At 70.3% G+C, this 21,414-nt stretch carries 18 protein-coding genes; 8 read left to right on the top strand and 10 right to left on the bottom strand.

The window, feature by feature from the left end; translation table 11 throughout:
* Positions 1-115: 115 nt before the first annotated feature.
* Together ACIREE_RS32400 and ACIREE_RS32395 are read right to left on the bottom strand one after the other, a co-directional pair.
* Positions 116-916, bottom strand: a complete 801-nt coding sequence (locus tag ACIREE_RS32400) for a sugar phosphate isomerase/epimerase family protein (RefSeq protein WP_404160150.1) — start codon at positions 914-916, stop codon at positions 116-118.
* A 41-nt stretch (positions 917-957) separates the two neighbouring features.
* Complete coding sequence (locus ACIREE_RS32395) at positions 958-1,887, bottom strand: GNAT family N-acetyltransferase (RefSeq protein ID WP_404160147.1); 930 nt, start codon at positions 1,885-1,887, stop codon at positions 958-960.
* Positions 1,888-2,318: 431 nt separating this feature from the next.
* Here ACIREE_RS32395 and ACIREE_RS32390 point away from each other — a divergent pair, with 431 nt between their 5' ends.
* Complete coding sequence (locus tag ACIREE_RS32390; RefSeq protein WP_404160144.1) at positions 2,319-3,746, top strand: alkaline phosphatase family protein; 1,428 nt, start codon at positions 2,319-2,321, stop codon at positions 3,744-3,746.
* A gap of 57 nt (positions 3,747-3,803) precedes the next feature.
* Here ACIREE_RS32390 and ACIREE_RS32385 read toward each other — a convergent pair whose 3' ends face one another.
* Positions 3,804-5,027: an RNA-guided endonuclease InsQ/TnpB family protein gene (locus ACIREE_RS32385; RefSeq protein WP_404160142.1), complete on the bottom strand. Its 1,224-nt coding sequence runs from the start codon at positions 5,025-5,027 to the stop codon at positions 3,804-3,806.
* Between ACIREE_RS32385 and tnpA the strand changes: the two genes are divergently transcribed.
* The gene (gene tnpA, locus ACIREE_RS32380) at positions 5,026-5,469 is read left to right on the top strand and encodes an IS200/IS605 family transposase (protein ID WP_404160139.1); all 444 of its coding nucleotides are present in this window, start codon (positions 5,026-5,028) and stop codon (positions 5,467-5,469) included. The genes ACIREE_RS32385 and tnpA overlap by 2 nt on opposite strands.
* A 199-nt stretch (positions 5,470-5,668) precedes the next feature.
* Here the strand turns inward: tnpA and ACIREE_RS32375 are convergent, their stop codons facing one another.
* Positions 5,669-5,911: a hypothetical protein gene (locus ACIREE_RS32375; RefSeq protein WP_404160136.1), complete on the bottom strand. Its 243-nt coding sequence runs from the start codon at positions 5,909-5,911 to the stop codon at positions 5,669-5,671.
* 120 nt (positions 5,912-6,031) lie between these two features.
* Positions 6,032-7,081: a LacI family DNA-binding transcriptional regulator gene (locus ACIREE_RS32370; RefSeq protein ID WP_404160133.1), complete on the bottom strand. Its 1,050-nt coding sequence runs from the start codon at positions 7,079-7,081 to the stop codon at positions 6,032-6,034.
* 236 nt (positions 7,082-7,317) lie between these two features.
* Between ACIREE_RS32370 and ACIREE_RS32365 the strand changes: the two genes are divergently transcribed.
* Genes ACIREE_RS32365 through ACIREE_RS32355 form a run of 3 tightly spaced genes read left to right on the top strand, consistent with a single transcriptional unit; the run spans position 7,318 to position 10,468 of the window.
* Positions 7,318-8,475 (top strand): Gfo/Idh/MocA family protein, encoded by a 1,158-nt coding sequence (locus tag ACIREE_RS32365; protein WP_404160130.1) that lies wholly within the window; start codon positions 7,318-7,320, stop codon positions 8,473-8,475.
* Complete coding sequence (locus tag ACIREE_RS32360) at positions 8,472-9,638, top strand: dihydrodipicolinate synthase family protein (protein WP_404160127.1); 1,167 nt, start codon at positions 8,472-8,474, stop codon at positions 9,636-9,638. Before ACIREE_RS32365 ends, ACIREE_RS32360 begins: the two co-directional genes overlap by 4 nt.
* Positions 9,635-10,468 carry a sugar phosphate isomerase/epimerase family protein gene (locus tag ACIREE_RS32355; RefSeq protein ID WP_404160125.1) on the top strand — a complete coding sequence of 278 codons (834 nt, stop codon included), beginning with the start codon at positions 9,635-9,637 and terminating at the stop codon, positions 10,466-10,468. Before ACIREE_RS32360 ends, ACIREE_RS32355 begins: the two co-directional genes overlap by 4 nt.
* Before the next feature lie 233 nt (positions 10,469-10,701).
* Here ACIREE_RS32355 and rbsD read toward each other — a convergent pair whose 3' ends face one another.
* The 5 genes from rbsD to ACIREE_RS32330 are packed head-to-tail and all read right to left on the bottom strand — an operon-like array spanning position 10,702 to position 16,581.
* On the bottom strand, positions 10,702-11,091 hold the full coding sequence (rbsD, locus tag ACIREE_RS32350; RefSeq protein ID WP_404160121.1) for a D-ribose pyranase: 390 nt from the start codon (positions 11,089-11,091) through the stop codon (positions 10,702-10,704).
* A complete protein-coding gene (locus ACIREE_RS32345; protein ID WP_404160118.1) occupies positions 11,088-11,996 on the bottom strand; it encodes a ribokinase in 909 nt (302 codons plus the stop codon). The genes rbsD and ACIREE_RS32345 overlap by 4 nt, the downstream gene beginning before the upstream one ends.
* Positions 11,997-12,039: 43 nt before the next feature.
* Positions 12,040-13,992, bottom strand: a complete 1,953-nt coding sequence (locus tag ACIREE_RS32340) for a substrate-binding domain-containing protein (RefSeq protein ID WP_404160116.1) — start codon at positions 13,990-13,992, stop codon at positions 12,040-12,042.
* The gene (locus ACIREE_RS32335; protein WP_404160113.1) at positions 13,982-15,514 is read right to left on the bottom strand and encodes a sugar ABC transporter ATP-binding protein; all 1,533 of its coding nucleotides are present in this window, start codon (positions 15,512-15,514) and stop codon (positions 13,982-13,984) included. Before ACIREE_RS32335 ends, ACIREE_RS32340 begins: the two co-directional genes overlap by 11 nt.
* Positions 15,511-16,581: a LacI family DNA-binding transcriptional regulator gene (locus ACIREE_RS32330; RefSeq protein WP_404160111.1), complete on the bottom strand. Its 1,071-nt coding sequence runs from the start codon at positions 16,579-16,581 to the stop codon at positions 15,511-15,513. The genes ACIREE_RS32335 and ACIREE_RS32330 overlap by 4 nt, the downstream gene beginning before the upstream one ends.
* Before the next feature lie 269 nt (positions 16,582-16,850).
* On the opposite strand from ACIREE_RS32330, the gene ACIREE_RS32325 reads away from it, so the two are divergent.
* The 3 genes from ACIREE_RS32325 to ACIREE_RS32315 all read left to right on the top strand — a co-directional run bounded on the left by ACIREE_RS32325 (position 16,851) and on the right by ACIREE_RS32315 (position 21,328).
* A complete protein-coding gene (locus ACIREE_RS32325) occupies positions 16,851-17,423 on the top strand; it encodes a hypothetical protein (RefSeq protein ID WP_404160108.1) in 573 nt (190 codons plus the stop codon).
* 145 nt (positions 17,424-17,568) lie between these two features.
* A complete protein-coding gene (locus tag ACIREE_RS32320; RefSeq protein WP_404160107.1) occupies positions 17,569-19,830 on the top strand; it encodes an ATP-dependent RecD-like DNA helicase in 2,262 nt (753 codons plus the stop codon).
* A gap of 199 nt (positions 19,831-20,029) precedes the next feature.
* Entirely contained in the window at positions 20,030-21,328 is a 1,299-nt protein-coding gene (locus ACIREE_RS32315; protein ID WP_404160104.1) for a citrate synthase, read from the top strand.
* Positions 21,329-21,414 lie beyond the last annotated feature (86 nt).

Here is a 21,414-nt window from a genome sequence, read left to right as displayed (position 1 = left end):
CGGGTCCGGCCCTCGGTCGGCCGATCAGCCAGGGCTGCTCCGCAACCGGGCAGACGGGTCCGGACCTCGGTCGGCGACGCCGGAAGCCGGACGGACGAGTAGCCGAACTCTCAGCTCACGCCGACTCGTTGAGCAGCCGAGCCACATGATCCCGCCCGGCGCTGAGCAGCCCGGGAAGCGGCGCGGCCGACTCGTACCAGCGGGCCTCGTACTCCCAGCACAGCCAGCCGTCCCAGCCCTCGCGGCTGAGCACCTCCACGCACTCGGCCAGCGGCAGCGCCCCCGCCCCGAGTGCCAGCGGCGTCTTGTCGTCCGGTCCTGCGATGTCCTTGACCTGCACATAGCCGAGGTAGGGGGAGAGCGCCGCGTACGACACCGAGGGCTGCTCGCCGCCCAGCCAGGTGTGCATGACGTCCCACAGCACGCCCACATTGCGGTGGCCGACCGGGCCGACGACGCGGGACGCGGCGGCCCCGGTGCGGTGCGAGTCATGCGTTTCCAGCAGGACGCGGACATCGCGGTCGGCCGCGTACTCGGCGGCCACCCCGAGCCTGCGGGCCGCCGTGGCGTCGGCCTCCTCGGCGCTCTGTTCGTCCCCGCCGCCCGGGAACACCCGGACGAACGGCGCGCCCACGTCCCGGGCGAGGTCCACCAGGGCACGGATCTCCTCGAGCACGGCGGCGTCGTCGCCGACCGCCGCCACCCGCGCGTACCCGGCGATCCCCACGACCTCGACGCCCGCGGCCTTGAACTCGGCCGCGACATTCGCCCGGCCGGCCGCGTCGAGCCCCGGGTGGACCGGCTCCTCGGGGTGGGCGCGCAGCTCCACACCGTGGTAGCCGTGCGTGGTCGCGAGGCGGAGGACATCGGCCAGCGGAAGGCCGGGGACACCGAGTGTGGAGAACGCCAGTTTCATGGGGCGGACCCTACCCGCGCAGCCGCCCCTCACTCGGGCATCTAGTGCAGCGGAAGCCGCCAGTCCTGCCCGGTCAGATCCACGCCGAACGAGCGGTGCGGTGTTTCTCCTACGAGGACGAAGCCGTGGCGCCGATAGATCGAGCGGGCCGACTTCAGTACGTCGTTCGTCCACAGCACCAGCTCGCGGTAGCCGACGCCGCGCGCGAAGTCGACGACGGCCCGCACCAGCCGGTCGCCCACGCCGAGGCCGCGCGCCTCGGGCTCCACCAGAAGCAGCCGCAGCCGGGCCGTGCCGGGCGCCTCGTCCCGTACACACATCACGCACCCCACCGGCCGGCCGTCGAGCTCGGCGATCCACACCCGCTCCAGATGCGGGTCGTGGTCCTGCGCGAAATCGGCGACGATGCGGGCCACCAGGCCCTCGTACTCCGTGTTCCAGCCGAACTCGGTCGCGTACACCGCCCCGTTGCGCGCCACGATCCAGCCGAGGTCGCCGGGGCCCGGATCGCGCAGCAGTACGTCCTCGGGGCGCGGGGCGGCGCGGCCGTCGCCGAGGAGCGAGCGCACGGTGCGCAGCGCCTCCGTCAGGCGGCCGCGCTCGGCCGCGGGGACGGTGGCGAGGAGCGCGCCGACCGCTTCCCGGGAACGCTCGTCGAGCAGCTCCGCCGTGCTGCGGCCGCGCGCGGTGAGGGTGATGCTGCGGCGCCGCGAGTCCCGCTCGGACGCGCCGCGCTCGACGAGCCCGTCCCGCTCGAACCTGCCGAGAATGCGGCTCAGGTACCCGGCGTCCAGGTTCAGCCGCGTCCGCAGGTCGGCCGCGTCGAGCCGGCCCTGCTCCGGGTGGGCCAGCTCGTACAGCACGCGGGACTCGGTGAGGGTGAAGGGGGCGTACAAGTGGCGGCTGTAGTCCAGCGCGCCGACGACGTTCGTGTAGAAGCGGTTGAAGGACCGGATGTCCTGGACGGTCATGGCTCACCTCGCGATGCCGGCCGCAACCGGTCTGCGCGCACGGATAGTTGACTCAGTCAGAGATCTGAGGGCGGGCGCCAGATTACGCCCGACGGGCGGGCGCGTCCACGGATCGGCCACCCGGGCGGCTGGGCTCCGGGTGCCGCCGCGTGAACCCTCTGTGCGAGCCCTCCGCGCGAGCTCCGCGGGTCAAGTCCGTGTCTATGGCAGGTATAGCGGTTCAAGGGCAGCCCATGGGTTGGCCAACCCCTTCCCTCACGTTGGCCGCGATTTCACCGTTCGCCCCCTCCGCCACCCGTCGAGTGAGCCGCACGCTTATACAACGGCCCGTCGCACACGGGCCGTTGGCATGCAGGAACCGCCCGTCCAGCCACTCACGCCACGCCACCTCACTCACGCCACTCACGCCACGCCACTCACAGGGGGCTTCCATGGCCGAACTGACCCGACGCAGACTCCTCGGTTCCGCGGCAGGCGCCGTCGGCGGCGCCGCCGCCCTCTCGCTCCTGCCGCCCAGCGTGCAGAAGGCGGTCGCCGCGGGCCCGCCCCGCAAGGGCTCGCTGCGCGACATCGAGCACGTCGTGATGCTCATGCAGGAGAACCGCTCCTTCGACCACTACTTCGGCACGCTCAAGGGCGTCCGCGGCTTCAACGACCCCGAGGCGCAGAAGCTGAGCACCGGACGCTCGGTGTTCTACCAGCCCGACGCCGTGAACCCGAAGGGGTACCTCCTCCCCTTCCACCTGGACACGCACTCCACCAGCGCCCAGGCCATCCCCTCCACCAGCCACGCCTGGGCGGTCCAGCACGAGGCCTGGAACAACGGCGCCATGGACCAGTGGCTCCCGGCCCACCGCAAGGCCGACGGCGTCAACGGCCCCTACGTGATGGGGTATTACACCCGCAAGGACATCCCGTTCCAGTTCGCGCTGGCCGAGACCTTCACCATCTGCGACAACTACTTCTGTTCGGTCTTCGGCCCGACCTGGCCCAACCGCCTCTACTGGATGACGGCCACCATCGACCCCGGCGGCACCCAGGGCGGCCCGATCCTCAACAACACGGCGCCCACCCCGTACCGCTGGACGACGTACGCCGAGCGCCTGCAGGCCGCGGGCGTCAGCTGGAAGGTCTACCAGCAGGACGACGACTACGGCTGCAACCTCCTTGAGCAGTTCGCGTCCTTCAAGAACGCGCAGCCCGGCTCGGAGCTCTACGAGCGCGGCGTACGCCCGCAGCCCGAGGGCACCTTCGAGGACGATGCCCGCAACGACCGCCTCCCGGCCGTCAGTTGGATCATGCCGACGAGCTACCAGTCGGAGCACCCCGACTACCTGCCGGCGGCGGGCGCCGACTTCGTGGCCCAGAAGATCGAGGCGATCGCCTCCAACCCGAAGGTCTGGGCGAAGACGGCCTTCATCCTCAACTACGACGAGAACGACGGCCTGTTCGACCACGTGGCCCCGCCCACACCCCCGGCGGGCACCCCGGGCGAGTTCATCAAGGGCCTGCCCATCGGCGGCGGCTTCCGCGTCCCGGCGATCATCGTCTCGCCGTGGACGGTCGGCGGCTGGGTGGCCTCCGAGTCCTTCGACCACACCTCGGCGCTGCAGTTCCTGGAGCGGTTCACGGGCGTCGAGGAGCCCAACATCACCGACTGGCGCCGGGACACCTTCGGCGACCTCACCTCGGCGTTCCGCTTCTCGCACGCCACGCACCGGCCGCCGCGCCTGCCGCACGACACGGCGGAGCAGCTGGAGCAGGCCAAGGATGACGTGGCCACTCTCCCCAAGCCGACGCTCCCGGGCGCGGACCAGCGCTTCCCGCACCAGGAGCGGGGGCGCCGGCCGCACGTTTGACTTGCACCTCGGGCTGAAGCCCGAGGATTCTGGCCTTCTCGACTTGTTGCTGTGCCGCTACGCGGCACGGGGTCGGGTCGGGAATCCGTGGCTTCCTGTTTCGTCGCGCTGTGCCAGAACGGGTTCTGGTCTTACCGGCGCTCCGCAGGCCGATACCGCCAGTCCGGCGGCCGTCTTCACGTTGCGTGCGGCATTGATGTCCCGGTCATGGACGGTGCCGCAGGCGGCGCAGGCCCATTGCCTCACGTGGAGGGGTTTGGGTCCGTCTTTGACGCCGCAGGTGGAGCAAGTCTGACTTGTCGGTTCGAACCGGCCGATCTTGATCAGGGTTCGCCCGTACCGTTGTGCTTTGTACTCCAGCATGTTGACGAATGAGGACCAGCCGGCGTCGTGGACGGACTTGGCCAGTCTGGTGCGTGCCAGTCCTGTCACCGACAGGTTCTCCACGGCGATTCCTTGGTTGTCGGAGATCAGCTGTGTGGAGAGCTGGTGGTGAAACTCGTGGCGGGCATCGGTGACCTTGACGTGGGCGCGAGCGACCTTGAGCCGGGCCTTTTCGCGGTTCTTCGAACCTTTCTGCTTGCGCGACAGTTCTTTCTGGGCCTTCTTCAGCCTCTTCTCTGCGCGGCGCAGAAACCGCGGGGAGTCGATCTTCGTGCCGTCGGACAGGACGGCGAAGTGGGTGAGGCCGAGGTCGATGCCGATGGTGCGGTCGGTGGCGGGCATCCGCTCGGCATCCGCCTGTGGGTCGGTGTCGATGACGAAGGAGGCGAAGTACCGCCCGGCACAGTCCTTGACCACGGTGACCGAGGTGGGGGTGGCGGGCAGCGGGCGGGACCACTTCACTTTCACCGCCCCGATCTTCGGCAGGTTCAGCCGTCCGCTGTCGGTGATCTTCCAGCGGGCGTTCGCGGTGAACCGGATCGACTGGCGGGTGTCCTTGCGGGACTTGAACCGCGGCGCACCCACCCGGGCGCCTTTGCGGGTGGCTTTGAGGGAGGCGAAGAAGTTGCGGTAGGCGGCCTCGGCGTCGCGCAGGGACTGCTGGAGAACGACCGCGGAGACCTCGTTCAGCCAGGACCGCTCCAGGGTCTGCTTCGCCTGGGTGATCAGCCGTGTGGACAGCTCACCGATGTTCGGAAACGGCTTCCCGGCCCTGCGGGCCCTCTCCCGGGCGTGGACGGCGTCGTTGAACACGACGCGGGCACACCCGAACGCCTTCGCCAACGCCTGCTGCTGGCCGGTGTCCGGGTACAGCCTGAAGGCGTACCTGAGCTGCATGACGGTCACCCTAGACACGTGGGTTAAGAGTGAGATGCAGAAGATCAGAACTGGTAGGCACTTTGTTTTTGTGATCCATGTGCACGTGGTCTTCGTGACCAAGTTCCGGCACAAGGTGTTCACCGATGATCATCTGACGCGCAAGGAGGAGATCATGCAATCGGTGTGTACGGACTTGAAGTGTGAGCTGGTGGAGTTCAACGGCGAGAACAACCACGTCCACCTGCTGGTGAACCTTCCGCCCAAGGTCGCCGTCACCAAATTGGTCAACTCCCTCAAGGGCGTCTCCTCCCGCCGTGTGCGGCAGGAATTTCCCGACCTCGTACGGCATTACTGGCGGGTCAACAAGCTATGGTCGGGCTCCTACTTCGCCGGAACCGTCGGCGGCGCCCCGCTCACCGTGGTCAGGCAGTACATCGAGCAGCAGAACCGGCCGGTGTGAGCACCGCCCGGCTCCGCCGGGAGAAGCGATCACGACGCTCCGCGCCGCTGACGGTGAACACGCCGTGTCCGGCTCCGGCGGACCCGACGCGGCGACGCTCCGCGTCGCCATCATCAGATTCGCTTCACCACCGGGCTGAAGCCCGATGCACTGCGAATAAACTCCGTAGCGGGCAGTTCGTACGGGGCGGGTGTGGGCGTCACGCCAGCGCCCACACCACCGCGAACGGCAGGAGCACGAGCGGCGCCGCCCGCAGCCAGACGGCCCGGCCGATGTTTTCGTCCCGCGCGAGACCCCGGTTCGCGCGGAGGACGAGGAGCAGGACCACGGCGCCGGAGACCGTGCCGAGCACCATCACCACCGGACCGTGATCGAGCGTGTGGTGGTCGCAACTCCCGCTGAAGGAGCGGGAGTACGTCTCCTGCGGGCTCCGGCAGTCCATGGGGGACATTCGCTCAGGAGCCACCACGCGCACCAGAGCGGGAGCAGCGCCGGCAGCCCGGGCAGCAGGTTCACCAGGGCCGGGGCCGTCCAGCGCAGGGGCCCGCAGCGTCCCGCCGCATCATTTCCCGCGCGGCGCCCCCGTCGACCCCCGCACCATGAGCTCCCCGCGCACCACGTCGACCCCGCCCCGCGGCTCCGCCTCCCGGCCCATCGCGATGCGGCCCGCCCGTGCCGCCGCCTCCGCCAGGGGGAGGCGGACCGTCGTCAGCGCGGGGACCGCGTCCACGCTGAAGGGGAGGTCGTCGAAGCCCGCCACCGAGACGTCCTGGGGGATGCGCAGGCCCGCCTCGCGCAGCGCGGCGCAGGCGCCGAGCGCCACCGTGTCGTTCGCCGCGACCACGGCCGTCAACTCCGGTTCCCTTTTCAGGAGTTCGACCGTCGCCGCGTGGCCCGCCGCGCGGTCGTAGGGGCCGTGCGCCACAAGCCCGTCCGACTCCGTCACGCCCGCGTCGGCCAGCGCCGCGCGGTGGCCCTCCAGGCGGTGACGTGTCGTCGTACGTTCCTGAGGTCCGGCCACGTAACCGATCCGGCGGTGCCCGAGGGAGAGCAGGTGGTGCGTCAACTCCCTTGCCCCGCCCCGGTTGTCGAACGTCAGCGCCGCCGCGTCCGTCTCCGGTACCGGAGGGCGTCCGCACAGCACGACCCGCGTGCCCGCCTCCGAAAGTCTCCTCAACTTGTTGGCCACCGCGGCGACATGGGCCTCGTCCTCGATCGCGCCGCCCGTGAGGACGACCGCCGCCGCCCGCTGGCGTTGCAGCAGCGTCAGATACGTCAGCTCCCGCTCCGGGGAGCCTCCCGTGTTGCAGACCACCGCGAGGCGCTCGCCGCCGGCCCGGCCGCCGGGGCCGACGATCTCCGACTGCACCGCGGACGCCATGATCCCGAAGAAGGGGTCGGCGATGTCGTTGACGAGGACCCCGACCAGGTCGGAGGTGGCTGCCGCGAGGGCGCTGGCCGGGCCGTTGAGCACGTAGTCCAGTTCGTCCACGGCCTTGAGCACCCGCTCGCGTGTGGTCGCGGCGACCGGATAGTTGCCGTTCAGTACGCGGGAGACGGTGGCGGGGGACACCTGCGCGCGGGCGGCCACGTCCGCCAGGGTCACGGTCATCGAGTCATCCTCCGTCAACGGCCGGGCCCCTCCAGAGTCAGGGAGCCCCGGTCGGTCTCGTATCCGCTCTTGTCCGAGCGGCTGTGCAGAGGCTAGCTTCTTTCCAGATAGAAAGCGCTTGCTACGCAGGATGCGGCAGGTGCGATCTCGCGTACGCCGACGGGCCGGACGGCGTACGGCCGGCCACCCGCGGCAGAAGCGGCCATACACGGCAGAAGCAGGACGAAGGGACTCACGTGACACGCAAGACGGTGCGCATCGCCATGAACGGTGTGACGGGGCGCATGGGCTACCGCCAGCACCTCGTCCGTTCTCTCCTCGCCCTGCGCGACCAGGGCGGGCTCGACCTCGGCGACGGCACGGTGCTCTGGCCCGAGCCGGTCCTCGTCGGCCGCCGCGAGCACGCCCTGCGGGCGCTCGCCGAGCGGCACGGCCTGGGGGAGGAGAACATCTCCACCGACCTCGACGCCGTCCTCGCCGACGACTCGATCGACATCTACTTCGACGCGCAGGTGACCTCCGCCCGGGAGGAGGCGCTCAAGAAGGCGATCGCCGCGGGCAAGCACATCTACACCGAGAAGCCGACCGCCACCGGCCTCGACGGAGCCCTGGACCTGGCCCGCCGCGCCAAGGACGCGGGCGTCAAGTCGGGCGTCGTCCAGGACAAGATCTTCCTGCCGGGTCTGCTCAAGCTGAAGCGCCTCATCGACGGCGGCTTCTTCGGCAAGATCCTGTCCGTGCGCGGCGAGTTCGGCTACTGGGTGTTCGAGGGCGACTGGCAGGAGGCGCAGCGCCCGAGCTGGAACTACCGCTCCGAGGACGGCGGCGGCATCGTCGTCGACATGTTCCCGCACTGGGAGTACGTGCTGCACGAGCTGTTCGGCCGGGTCGCGTCCGTGCAGGCGCTGATCACCACGCACATCCCGCAGCGCTGGGACGAGAACGGCAAGCCCTACGACGCCACCGCCGACGACTCCGCGTACGGCATCTTCGAGCTGGACGGCGGAGCCGTCGCCCAGATCAACTCCTCGTGGGCGGTGCGCGTCAACCGCGACGAGCTCGTCGAGTTCCAGGTCGACGGGACGGAGGGCTCGGCCGTCGCCGGTCTGCGCAACTGCCGTGCGCAGCACCGCAGTTCGACGCCGAAGCCGGTCTGGAACCCGGACCTGCCGGCCGCCTACTCCTTCCGCGACCAGTGGCAGGAAGTGCCCGACAACACCGAGTTCGACAACGGCTTCAAGGCGCAGTGGGAGCTCTTCCTCAAGCACGTCTACGCCGACGCGCCCTACCAGTGGGACCTGCTGGCCGGCGCCCGCGGCGTGCAGCTCGCCGAGCTCGGCCTGAAGTCGTCCGCTGAGGGCCGCCGCATCGACGTACCGGAGATCTCGCTGTGACCATCCAACTCCCGGACGCGGGCGGTGTGTTGCGGGCCTACGAGCCTCGTGCGACGCCGCTCGCCCTCGATACGGGCGCGCCGTTCGCCTCCCGTGTCGTCTTCTCCGCGGCGCACGTCGTCGCCGACCCGTTCGCCGATACGACACCGGACGCACCGGCCGCCGTCGACTGGGACGCCACCCTCGCCTTCCGCCGCCACCTGTGGTCGCACGGGCTCGGCGTCGCCGAGGCGATGGACACCGCGCAGCGCGGCATGGGCCTGGACTGGGCGGGCGCCGCCGAACTCATCCAGCGGTCGGCGGCCGAGGCGAAGGCCGTCGGCGGGCGTATCGCCTGCGGCGTCGGAACCGATCAACTGACGGCACCGGCCCAGGACTTGGCGACCGTGCGCGCCGCGTACGAGGAGCAGCTCGCGCTCGTGGAGGGGACGGGCGCGCAGGCGATCCTCATGGCGTCCCGCGCCCTGGTCGCCGTGGCCAAGGGCCCCGAGGACTACCTCGACGTCTACGGGCATCTGCTGCGCCAGGCCACCGAGCCGGTCGTCCTGCACTGGCTCGGCCCGATGTTCGACCCGGCGCTCGAGGGCTACTGGGGCTCCGCCGACCTGGACGCCGCCACGGAGACGTTCCTCCAGGTCATCGCCGCGCACCCGGACAAGGTCGACGGCATCAAGGTGTCGCTCCTCGACGCCCGCCGCGAGGTCGAACTGCGCCGCCGCCTTCCGCAGGGCGTGCGCTGCTACACCGGAGACGACTTCAACTACCCCGAGCTGATCGCCGGCGACGACCGCGGCTTCAGCCACGCGCTGCTCGGCATCTTCGACCCGCTGGGGCCGCTCGCCGCGCAGGCGGTGCGGGTCCTCGACACCGGTGACGCGAAGGGCTTCCGCGAACTCCTCGATCCCACCGTCGAGTTGTCCCGGCACCTCTTCCAGGCCCCGACCCGCTTCTACAAGACCGGCGTCGTCTTCCTCGCCTGGCTCGCCGGTCACCAGGACCACTTCGCGATGGTCGGCGGCCTGCAGTCCGCCCGTTCGCTGCCGCACTTCGCGCGCGCCTACGAACTCGCCGACGGGCTCGGGCTGTTCCCCGACCCGGAGCTGGCCGAGGCCCGCATGAAGAACCTGCTCGCCCTGTACGGAGTCACCGGAGTCACCTCATGAGCGCCGCCGATCCGCGTTTCGCCATCAACCAGATGACCGTCAAGCAGCTCAGCCTGCCCGAACTGGCCTACGCGTGCGGTGAGTTGGGGGTCCAGTATGTCGGGACCTGGCGTGAGCCGGTCCAGGCGTACGGCGTCGAGGCAGCCGCCAAGCTGCTGAACGACGCGGGCCTCGCCGTCTCCACGCACTGCCGCGGCGGCTTCCTCACCGCGCTCGACGGCGCCGAGCGCCGGGCCGCGATCGACGACAACAAGCGCGCCGTCGACGAGGCCGTCACCCTCGGCACGGACGTCCTGGTCCTCGTCTCCGGCGGGCTCCCGGCCGGATCGCAGGACCTGGCGGGCGCCCGGGAACGGATCGCCGACGCGCTCGCCGAACTCGCCCCGTACGCCGCCGAGAACGGGGTCAGGCTCGCCATCGAGCCACTGCACCCGATGTACGCGGCCGACCGCTGCGTCGTCTCGACGCTCGGCCAGGCCCTGGACATCGCCGAGCGGTTCCCGGCACACCAGGTCGGCGTCTGCGTGGACACGTACCACATCTGGTGGGACGACCGGGCGCCCGCGCAGATCGCGCGGGCCGGGGCGCAGGGCCGTATCGCGACGTTCCAGCTCGCGGACTGGACGACGCCGCTGCCGGCGGGCGTGCTCAACGGGCGCGGCCAGATCGGCGACGGCTCGATCGACATGCGTCACTGGCGCGGCCTGGTGGAGGAGCAGGGCTACTCCGGGCCCATCGAGGTCGAGCTGTTCAACGACGGCCTGTGGGCGCGGGACGGCCGCGAGGTCCTGGCGGAGACCGTGGAGCGCTTCGCCCAGCACGCCCGCTGAAGGTTGCGGCCGAAAATATCGGGCTGAAAATCCCGGAAAGAAAACGCTCCGCTTAGTGCAACCCTTCCGGGGCGTCGCGGGTCTAGCGTGCGTCAGAACTTTTGGAGGGGGATCTGGGGGGATCTGGAAAGTTCTGGCGCAGGAGGGGGAAGGCCCGAGGGGCCCGGTCCGCGGACCGGGCCCCTCGTCGGTTCCGGATCCCTTTCAGAAGGAACCCGCAAGAGATTCCGGGATCAGAAGAAGACGCCGCACCGCAGCAGCACGTTCGCGAACGGCCGCGCCTCCCCGGTCCGCACGATCAGCCGCGCGCCCGCCGACAGCGCCTTCAGCTCCTCGTGCGTGACGAAGCCGAGCGACGGCACCCGCTCCCGGAGCAGCCCGGCCGCCGCCGGGTTCGCGGCGAGCACTTCGCTCGCCGCCGTGCCCGCCTCGACCACCAGCTCGTCGAGCAGCCCGTCCAGGACCTCCGCGAACGACGGCACCCCGGCCCGGAAAGCCAGGTCGACGACGCGCGGTCCTGCGGGGATCGGCATCCCCGCGTCGCATATGAGCACCCCGTCGCCGTGCCCCAACTCGGCTGTGGCGCCCGCCAGATGCCGGTTGAGAATGCCGGACTTCTTCACAGTGCCGCGACCTCGTCCGCCGTCGGGTACGACGCCTGCGCGCCCTCCTTGGTGACGGCGGCCGCGCCGACCCGGGCCGCGTAGGCCGCGGCGTCGGCGAGTGACGCGCCGGTCCCGAGCTTCCAGGCGAGCGCCGCCGTGAAGGCGTCACCGGCGCCCGTCGTGTCCACGGCCTCGACCTTCACCGACGCCACCCGGGACGAGCCCGAGGCGTCCGCGACGAGCGCGCCCTCGGAGCCGAGGGTGATGACGACCGAGCGCGGGCCGAGCGCGAGCAGCGCCCGCGCCCAGTCGTCCCAGTCCCCGGGGCCCCCTTCGGTCTCCGCGCCGAGCACCACGCGGGCCTCGTGCTCGTTCACGATCAGCGGGTCGCACACCGCGAGGACCTCGTCCGGCAGTGGCGCGGGCGGCGACGGGTTCAGCACGAGCCGCGCCCCGTCGGCGACACTGCGGGCCACCTCGGCGACCGTCTCCAGCGGGATCTCGAGGAGCGTGGAGACCACCTTCGCCCCGGCGAACAGCTCACCGGCCGCCCGTACGTCGTCCGGCGTAAGGCGTCCGTTCGCGCCCGGCGACACCACGATGGAGTTGTCCCCGGACGGGTCGACCGTGATCAGCGCGACCCCGGTGGGCGCCCCGCCGACCAGGACGCCGGACGTGTCCACGCCCGCCGACTCCATCGACTCCCGCAGCAGCGTCCCGTGGCCGTCGTCGCCGACCCGCGCGAGCAGCGCCGTACGGGCGCCGAGGCGGGCGGCGGCGACCGCCTGGTTGGCGCCCTTGCCGCCCGGGTGGACGACCAGGTCGGAGCCGAGGACGGTCTCCCCGGCGGCCGGGCGGCGCTCCACGCCCACCACCAGGTCGGCGTTGGCCGACCCGACGACGAGGAGGTCGTACGTGTTCATGCTGTGCCTTTCTTCGTACGTCAGCCCAAAGAGTACGAGGGTGTCACTTGAAGTCGGCGGCGTTCTTCTCCGTCACGACCTTGACCGGCACCTTCACCGCACCGTCGATCTTCTTGTTCTGGGCCGCCTTCACCGCGTTCTGCACGGCGATCTCACCGAGTTCGCGCGGCTGCTGTGCCACCGAGGCGTACATCGTGCCCGCGGCGACCGCCTTGATCCCGTCGGCCTCGCCGTCGAAGCCGATCACCGGCACCGACTTTCCGGCCTTGGCACCGAGGGCCTTGATCGCGCCGAGCGCCATCTCGTCGTTCGCGGCGATCACGCCCTGCACGTCCGGGTGCGACTGCAGCAGGTTCGACATCACGTCGAGGCCCTTGGTGCGGTCGAAGTCGGCGGGCTGCTGGGCGACGACCTTGATGCCGGGGTACGCCTTGAGGCCCTTCTCGAAGCCCTCCGCGCGCTCCCGGGCGGCGGACGTGCCGGCCTGGCCCTGCAGAATCACGATCTTGCCCGTGCCGCCGAGCTTCTCGGCCATCGTCTTCGCGGAGAGCACGCCGCCCGCGACGTTGTCGGAGGCCACAAGGGTGGCGACCTTGCCCTTGTTCACACCGCGGTCCACGGCGACGACGGGGGTGCCGTCGTCGTTGGCGGCCTTCACCGAATTGCTCGCGGCCTCCGAGTCGACCGGGTTGAGGATGACCGCGTCCAGGCTCGAACTGGCGAAGTTCTGCATCTGGTTGGCCTGCTGCGAGGCGTCGTTCTGCGCGTCGGTGACCCGCAGGTCGACGCCGAGCTTCTTGGCCTCGGCCTGGGCACCGGCCCGGATCTGCACGAAGAACGGGTTGTTCAGCGTCGACAGCGACAGGCCCACCTTCGGCTTGTCCGACCCGGACGTGCCGCCGTGCAGGAAGGACGTGGCACCGACGATCGCGACGGTCACCACGGCGGCGAGCCCGTACGTGAGCGCCTGCTTGCCCTTGTTGCCGCCCGCGCCCGCGGCCGTCGGGGTGGCCCCGGCCTTGCGGCGCAGCGTGTCCAGGAGCACGGCGAGCGCGATGACGACACCGATGACGACCTGCTGCCAGAACGCGGACACGTTGAGGAGGTTGAGGCCGTTGCGCAGCACCGCGAGGATCAGCGCGCCGATCAGCGTGCCGGACGCCTTGCCGGTGCCGCCCGCGAGCGAGGCGCCGCCGATGACGACGGCGGCGATCGCGTCCAGCTCGTACCCGTCGGCGGCCTGCGGCTGCGCCGAGGAGAGCCGGGAGGCGAGCACGATGCCCGCGGCGGCGGCGAACAGGCCGGACAGCGCGTAGATGACGAGCTTCTGCTTCTTCACGCGCAGGCCAGAAAGCCGCGCGGCCTCCTCGTTGCCGCCGATCGCGTACATCGAGCGCCCTATGTACGTACGGCCGAGGATCACGGCCGCGATCAGACCCATCACGATCATCACGAGCACCGGCACCGGCAGCCAGCCGCCGAGGGTGTCACCCAGGTGCGAGACCGAGTCGGGGAACGGGATCGGCGATCCGTCCGAGAGCACGAGCGCGAGACCGCGGGCCACCGACAGCATGGCGAGCGTCGCGATGAACGGCGGCAGCTTCCCGTACGCGACGAGGAAACCGTTCACCAGACCCGCCACGATGCCCGTGGCGACGGCGAGCACCACCGCGAGCACGACCGGCACGCCGTGACTCGTGGCGCTCCACGCGAGGACGGTCGCCGACAGGGCGGCCACCGAACCCACCGACAGGTCGATGCCCGCCGACACGATCACGAAGGTGACACCGAAGGCGAGGATGGCGGTCACGGCCGCCTGCACGCCGATGTTGAGCAGGTTGTCGGTGGTCAGGAAGTCACCGGAGAGCGCCGCCAGGGCGATCACCAGGACGATCAGCGCGGTCAGCGCGCCGTTGTCGAGCAGCAGACGGCGGATCGACGCGGCACTCGTGCGCGACGCGCCCGAGGTCTTCTTCTCAAGCGTGTCAGTGGCCACGACGGGCCTCGCTTTCCTTGGTCGTGGGGGTGCTGACGGCGAGCGCCATCACGGAGTCCTGGGTGGCGTCCTCGGCCGCGAGTTCGCCCGCGATACGGCCCTGCGCCATCACCAGGACGCGGTCGCTCATGCCGAGCACCTCGGGCAGATCGCTGGAGATCATGAGCACGGCGTGCCCGGCGGCGGTCAGCTCGTTGACGAGCTGGTAGATCTCGACCTTCGCGCCGACGTCGATACCCCGCGTCGGCTCGTCGAGGATCAGCACCTTGATGTCGGCGAGCAGCCACTTGCCGATGACGACCTTCTGCTGGTTGCCACCGGAGAGCGTGCGCACGTGCTGGCCCAACCCGGCCATGCGGACGCCCAGTTGACCGGCGATCCGCTCGGCGGCCGTGTGCTGGGCCGCCCGGTCGACGAAGCCGCCGCGGGTCGCAGCGCGCAGCGTGACGAGGCCGAGGTTCTCCGCCACCGACTGGTCGAGGACCAGACCCTGGCCCTTGCGGTCCTCGGGGACCAGACCGACGCCCGCCGCGAGCGCCGCGGTCACGTCGTGCCGGGGCAGCGCGGCGCCCGCGACGTGCACGGAGCCCGCGTCATAGGCGTCGGCGCCGAAGACGGCGCGCACCACCTCGGTCCGCCCCGCGCCGACGAGCCCGGCGATACCGACGACCTCACCGGCCCGTACCTCGAACGAGATGTCCTGGAAGGCGCCCTCACGGGTGAGCCCCTCCACCGTGAGCAGCGCGCTGCCGGTGTCGGCCCGTTCCCGCGGATACTGCTGCTCGATCGACCGACCCACCATGAGGCGTACGAGCTCGTCCTCGGGGGTCGCCGCGGGCACCTGGCCCACACTGCGGCCGTCCCGGATCACGGTGACCCGGTCGCCGAGAGCGGCGATCTCCTCCAAGTGGTGGGTGATGAAGACGATCCCGACGCCGTCCTCGCGGAGCGCCCGCACGATCGCGAAGAGCTTCTCCACCTCCTCGGAGGTGAGCACGGCGGTCGGCTCGTCCATGATCAGCACGCGGGCGTCGAGGCTGAGCGCCTTCGCGATCTCGACCATCTGCAGCCGGGCGATGCCGAGTTCACGCACACGCGCGCGTGGCGAGACGTTCACGCCCACGCGCGCGAGGAGCGCTTTGGCGTCGGTCTCCATCTTCTTGCGGTCGATGAGACCGAAGCGGCGCGGCTGGCGCCCCAGGAAGATGTTCTCGGCCACGGTCAGATCAGGAACGAGATTGAACTCCTGATAGATCGTGGCGATACCGAGCCGTTCGGCGTCCTGCGCGCCATGGATACGGACCTGCTCGCCGCCGACGGTGATGCGGCCCGCGTCGGGCGTGTAGGCGCCGGAGAGCATCTTGATCAGCGTGCTCTTGCCGGCCCCGTTCTCACCGAGCAGGACGTGCACCTCGCCACAGCGCAGATCGAAGTCGACGCTGTCGAGCGCGATGACGCCGGGGAAGGTCTTCCGTATCCCTTCGATACGCAGCAACTCGTCCGGGTCGCGCGGCTGATTCATCGGGATCTCCTCTCCATTGAGGGACTCGGTGGTGAAGTACGTGGCTCGCCGCACGAGTGCCGTACGACGAGGTGGGCGGGGAGCGTCACCGACGCGGGCGGCCGCCCCTCGATGCGGTCCACGAGGGCGCGCACGGCGGCCCGCCCCAGCTCTCCTGTCGGCTGGGCGATCGCCGTGATGGGCGGATCGGTGTGCACGAACCAGGGGATGTCGTCGAACGCGGCGAGCGCGATGTCGTCCGGGACCCGCAGCCCGCGCGCGCGGATCGCGTCCAGCGCGCCGAGCGCCATCAGGTTGTCGGCCGCGAACACGACCTCGGGCGGCTCGGGCAGGTCCAGGAACCCGTCTGTCACGCGGCGCCCGCTGCCCGCCTGGAAGTCGCCCTGCCCTATGTAGGCGTCCGGCAGCTCGATCGCGTACGAGGCGAGCGCGTCCCGGAACGCGGCGACGCGCTCGCTGCCCGTCGTGGTGGCGGCCGGGCCCGCGATGATGGCGAGCCTTCGGTGACCGAGCCGGTGCAGATGCGCCACGAGATCGCGGATGGCGGCCCGCCCGTCGGAGCGCACGACGGGAACGTCGACGCCCGGGATCCACCGGTCGACGAAGACCATCGGGGTGCCGCCCCTGGCCGCGCCCAGCATCAGCGGTGAGCCGCCGTCGGTGGGGGAGACGAGCAGCCCGTCGATCCGCCGGTCGAGCAGAGTCCGTACGTGATGATCCTGCAGATCGGGCCGCTCGTCGGCGTTGCCGATGATGACGCTGTAACCGAGTGCGCGGGCCTCTTCCTCGACCGAGCGGGCGAGCTCGGTGAAGTACGGGTTCAGTACGTCGCTGATGACCAGGCCGAGCGTGCGGGTCTGGTCGGTGCGCAGGGAGCGGGCGACGGCGTTCGGCCGGTAGCCGAGCGACTCCACGGCGGCCATGACGCGGGCCCGCGCGTCCGGGCTGACGGACGGGTGGCTGTTGAGGACGCGGGAGACCGTGGCGACGGAGACCCCGGCCGCGGCCGCGACATCCTTGATGCTCGCGCTCGACGGCATCGACGGCATAGACGACCTCGACGGCATCACAGACCACCTCCTTATGGCTGCGTGGGCTCATGTGTGGCTGGTGCTCCGCACATGGGCGTGGAATCGATTACATGGAGGATTGGAATCGATTACACGGGCTGCTGGCAAGAGGGATTCCGGTTGTCGTGACCGGATCGTGATGCGCGGGGGTCGGTGGGAGGGGCGTTGTCGGTGCCGCGTGCGATCGTGGGGACGTACGCAGGGGACGTACGGAACCCGGCGGCGGACACCCTGCCGGCGACCCGCGACGATCGGAGCCAAGGACCGTGAACCACGCGCAGCTCACCGCACTCGGCCGCGCCCTGCGCCTGCTCGGGGAGCACGGCGACGCCCTCACCGGCGACACCTCGGACGCCAAGCTCCACGAGGTGCGCGGCGACATGAAGAGAGCCCTGGAGCTGCTCGACGACACGGTCACCGGCTCGGCGCCCACGACCCGCTGCCCCGAGCACCCGCAGGGCGCGGTCGACGAGGCGGCGCCCGACCTGTGCCTGATCTGCGAGACGCGCCGCCGCCAGGCACGCCGCTCGGAGTACGCGGGCGGCCCCGCCCGCCCGCGCGCCGACGACCAGCCCGTGATGTCCCGCTACGGCACGCGCGAGGACCGCCCCCAGCCCCAGCAGCGCTGGATCCCGGAGATGTGGAACGGGCAGGTGTGGCAGCTGTGCGGCACCCCGCGCCACGACCGGCGCGAGGCGGACCTGTACCTGGCGGCGCAGCGCCGCCGCCCGGACGCGGCGATGGCCTACCGGCTGGTGCACGAGTTCACGGACTACGAGGTCGTACGGGTGTGGGGCACGCCGGTGACGGTCACCCCGGAGCCGATGGGCGGGATCTGACCGCCCGGGCGACGTCGGCGACAGGCCCGGCAACTCGTCCCGCGCGCGGGCCGGTTCGCGGGCCCGCGGCCGCCGCCCCCCTCGTCCCGCATCCGAAAACCCTGGGCCCTGTCCGGTTGTCGGACCCCACCGCTACCGTCGGATCATGGCGAAGCAGCAGGCGCAGGCCGGCGCCCGGTCGATGGCGGTGCTCGAGGGGGTCCTCGAGCGGATCACGTACGCCAACGAGGAGACCGGGTACACGGTCGCGCGCGTGGACACCGGCAGAGGTGGCGGCGATCTGCTGACCGTCGTCGGCTCGCTGCTCGGCGCGCAGGCCGGGGAGTCGCTGCGGATGGAGGGCCGCTGGGGCTCACACCCCCAGTACGGCAAGCAGTTCACCGTCGAGAACTACACGACGGTGCTGCCCGCCACGATCCAAGGCATCCGCCGCTATCTGGGATCCGGGCTGGTCAAGGGCATCGGCCCGGTCTTCGCCGACCGCATCACGCAGCACTTCGGCGTGGACACCCTCGACATCATCGAGCAGGAGCCGAAGCGCCTGATCGAGGTGCCGGGACTCGGCCCCAAGCGCACCAAGAAGATCGCCGACGCGTGGGAGGAGCAGAAGGCGATCAAGGAGGTGATGGTCTTCCTGCAGAGCGTCGACGTGTCCACCTCCATCGCCGTGCGCATCTACAAGAAGTACGGGGACGCGTCGATCGGCGTAGTGAAGAACAAGCCGTACCGGCTCGCCTCCGAGGTGTGGGGTATCGGCTTCCTCACCGCCGACCGCATCGCCCAGTCCGTCGGCATCCCGCACGACAGCCCCGAGCGCGTCAAAGCCGGTCTGCAGTACGCCCTTTCGCAATCCGCCGACCAGGGGCACTGCTTCCTGCCCGAGGAGCGGCTGATCGCCGACGCGGTGAAACTGCTCCAGGTCGACACCGGCCTCGTCATCGAGTGCCTGTCCGAGCTGGCGCTGCCGGACGAGGACTCCGGCGAGCCCGGCGTCGTACGGGAACAGGTGCCCGGCGAGCACGGCGAGCCGGTCACCGCGATCTACCTCGTCCCCTTCCACCGGGCCGAACTGTCCCTGGCAGCCCAGCTGTCGAGGCTGCTGCGCACGGAGCAGGACCGGATGCCCGCCTTCCGCGACGTGGCCTGGGCCAAGGCCCTGGCCTGGCTCGCGGGGCGCACGGGCGCCGAGTTGGCGCCCGAGCAGGAGGAGGCCGTCCGCCTTGCGCTGACCCAGAAGGTCGCGGTGCTCACCGGCGGGCCCGGCTGCGGCAAGTCGTTCACCGTGCGCTCGATCGTGGAGCTGGCCCGCGCGAAGAAGGCGAAGGTGGTGCTCGCCGCGCCGACCGGCCGCGCCGCCAAGCGCCTCGCCGAGCTGACCGGCGCGGAGGCGTCCACCGTCCACCGGCTCCTGGAGCTGAAGCCCGGGGGCGACGCCGCGTACGACAAGGACCGGCCGCTCGACGCCGACCTCGTGGTGGTCGACGAGGCGTCCATGCTCGATCTGCTCCTCGCCAACAAGCTGGTGAAAGCCGTGCCGCCCGGGGCGCATCTGCTGTTCGTCGGGGACGTGGACCAGTTGCCGAGCGTCGGCGCGGGCGAGGTGCTGCGCGACATGCTGGCCGCCGGCGGTCCCATTCCCGCCGTGCGCCTGACCCGGATCTTCCGGCAGGCCCAGGAGTCCGGCGTCGTGACGAACGCCCACCGCATCAACTCCGGTGTGCCGCCCCTGGCTCAGGGGCTCAAGGACTTCTTCCTCTTCGTGGAGGAGGACACGGAGGAGGCCGGGCGCCTCACGGTCGATGTGGCGGCGCGGCGCATCCCCGCCAAGTTCGGGCTCGACCCGCGGCGCGACGTCCAGGTGCTCGCCCCGATGCACCGCGGCCCGGCCGGCGCGGGCACGCTCAACGGGCTGCTCCAGCAGGCCATTACGCCCGGCCGCCCGGAGCTGCCCGAGAAGCGGTTCGGCGGGCGGGTGTTCCGCGTGGGCGACAAGGTCACCCAGATCCGTAACAACTACGAGAAGGGCGCCAACGGCGTCTTCAACGGCACGGTCGGTGTCGTCACCGCCCTCGACGCCGACGAGCAGAAGCTGACCGTACTGACCGACGAGGACGAGGAAGTCCCGTACGACTTCGACGAACTGGACGAGCTGACGCACGCCTACGCCGTCACCATCCACCGCTCGCAGGGCAGCGAGTACCCGTGCGTGGTGATCCCGGTCACCACCGGAGCCTGGATGATGCTCCAGCGGAATCTGCTGTACACGGCGGTCACCCGCGCGAAGAGGCTGGTGGTCCTGGTCGGTTCACGGAAGGCTCTAGGGCAGGCGGTGCGCACGGTTTCGGCCGGTAGACGCTGTACCGCGCTCGATTTCCGGCTGTCCGGTGCGAACCTTCAAAATTTTTGATCGATCAAATTCGTCGCGAAGGTCACACAGCACTTCCGGAACCAGGGCGAAGGGGGCAGGATGAGCAGGTTGGCGGCACTCAGTGCCGCCAATAGGCCCAATGGTCGACCCCGAGTGCACTCTGCTGGGCCAAGTGGGGGATGGTAGAGACAGTCAGGGCACCTCGAAGAAGAGGCACTACGTCGGTGAGGGACGAGACGTGAGCGAGCACACGAACGACGCTGTAGTACTGCGGTACGGCGATGGCGAATACACCTACCCGGTGATCGACAGCACCGTCGGCGACAAGGGCTTCGACATCGGGAAGCTCCGGGCCCAGACAGGACTGGTGACCCTCGACAGCGGATACGGCAACACGGCTGCCTATAAATCCGCGATCACCTACCTGGACGGCGAGCAGGGCATCCTGCGCTACCGCGGTTATCCGATCGAGCAGCTGGCCGAGCGTTCCACCTTTACCGAGGTGGCCTACCTGCTGATCAACGGCGAGCTCCCCACCGTCGACGAGCTCTCCACTTTCAAGAACGACATCACGCAGCACACCCTGCTGCACGAGGACGTCAAGCGGTTCTACGACGGGTTCCCGCGCGACGCCCACCCGATGGCCATGCTGTCGTCGGTCGTCTCCGCGCTGTCCACCTTCTACCAGGACAGCCACAACCCCTTCGACGAGCAGCAGCGGAATCTTTCGACGATCCGCCTTCTCGCCAAGCTTCCGACGATCGCGGCCTACGCGTACAAGAAGTCGGTCGGCCACCCGGTCGTCTACCCGCGCAACGATCTCGGCTACGTCGAGAACTTCCTGCGCATGACGTTCTCCGTGCCGGCCGCCGAGTACGACCTGGACCCGACGGTCGTCTCCGCGCTGGACAAGCTGCTGATCCTGCACGCGGACCACGAGCAGAACTGTTCGACGTCCACCGTGCGTCTGGTCGGCTCCTCGCAGGCGAACATGTTCGCCTCGATCTCCGCCGGTATCTCCGCGCTGTGGGGCCCGCTGCACGGCGGCGCCAACCAGTCGGTCCTGGAGATGCTGGAAGGCATCCAGGCCTCCGGCGGCGACGTCGACACCTTCATCCGCAAGGTGAAGAACAAGGAAGACGGCGTGAAGCTCATGGGCTTCGGGCACCGCGTCTACAAGAACTTCGACCCGCGGGCGAAGATCATCAAGGCGGCGGCGCACGACGTCCTCTCGGCGCTCGGCAAGAGCGACGAGCTGCTCGACATCGCGCTGAAGCTGGAAGAGCACGCGCTGGCCGACGACTACTTCGTCGAGCGCAAGCTCTACCCGAACGTCGACTTCTACACGGGCCTGATCTACCGGGCCATGGGCTTCCCGACCGAGATGTTCACGGTGCTCTTCGCGCTGGGCCGTCTCCCGGGCTGGATCGCCCAGTGGCACGAGATGATCAAGGAGCCCGGGTCGCGCATCGGCCGCCCGCGCCAGATCTACACGGGCGTCGTCGAGCGGGACTTCGTCCCGGTCGAGCAGCGCTGACCAGCAGGCCGTAAGAGCCTGTGTCATGTCCCCGGTCGGGGACATGACACAGGCTCTAAGTAGCGGAAAGCGCCCCGCTGCCGATC

Source organism: Streptomyces sp. NPDC102467, assembly GCF_044765445.1.
Taxonomy (GTDB): domain Bacteria; phylum Actinomycetota; class Actinomycetes; order Streptomycetales; family Streptomycetaceae; genus Streptomyces.
The sequence above is the reverse complement of the archived record's forward strand: the minus strand, read 5'-3'. Positions and strand labels throughout refer to the sequence as shown.

What these genes read in the sequence shown, in the direction of transcription:
- ACIREE_RS32320 (WP_404160107.1), top strand. Translation starts at nt 17,569, where the DNA reads ATGGCGAAGCAGCAGGCGCAGGCCGGCGCCCGGTCGATGGCGGTGCTC.
- ACIREE_RS32395 (WP_404160147.1), bottom strand. Translation starts at nt 1,887, where the DNA reads ATGACCGTCCAGGACATCCGGTCCTTCAACCGCTTCTACACGAACGTC.
- ACIREE_RS32390 (WP_404160144.1), top strand. Translation starts at nt 2,319, where the DNA reads ATGGCCGAACTGACCCGACGCAGACTCCTCGGTTCCGCGGCAGGCGCC.
- ACIREE_RS32375 (WP_404160136.1), bottom strand. Translation starts at nt 5,911, where the DNA reads ATGGACTGCCGGAGCCCGCAGGAGACGTACTCCCGCTCCTTCAGCGGG.
- ACIREE_RS32355 (WP_404160125.1), top strand. Translation starts at nt 9,635, where the DNA reads ATGAGCGCCGCCGATCCGCGTTTCGCCATCAACCAGATGACCGTCAAG.
- ACIREE_RS32400 (WP_404160150.1), bottom strand. Translation starts at nt 916, where the DNA reads ATGAAACTGGCGTTCTCCACACTCGGTGTCCCCGGCCTTCCGCTGGCC.
- ACIREE_RS32330 (WP_404160111.1), bottom strand. Translation starts at nt 16,581, where the DNA reads ATGCCGTCGAGGTCGTCTATGCCGTCGATGCCGTCGAGCGCGAGCATC.
- ACIREE_RS32385 (WP_404160142.1), bottom strand. Translation starts at nt 5,027, where the DNA reads ATGCAGCTCAGGTACGCCTTCAGGCTGTACCCGGACACCGGCCAGCAG.
- tnpA (WP_404160139.1), top strand. Translation starts at nt 5,026, where the DNA reads ATGACGGTCACCCTAGACACGTGGGTTAAGAGTGAGATGCAGAAGATC.
- ACIREE_RS32345 (WP_404160118.1), bottom strand. Translation starts at nt 11,996, where the DNA reads ATGAACACGTACGACCTCCTCGTCGTCGGGTCGGCCAACGCCGACCTG.
- ACIREE_RS32335 (WP_404160113.1), bottom strand. Translation starts at nt 15,514, where the DNA reads ATGAATCAGCCGCGCGACCCGGACGAGTTGCTGCGTATCGAAGGGATA.
- ACIREE_RS32370 (WP_404160133.1), bottom strand. Translation starts at nt 7,081, where the DNA reads ATGACCGTGACCCTGGCGGACGTGGCCGCCCGCGCGCAGGTGTCCCCC.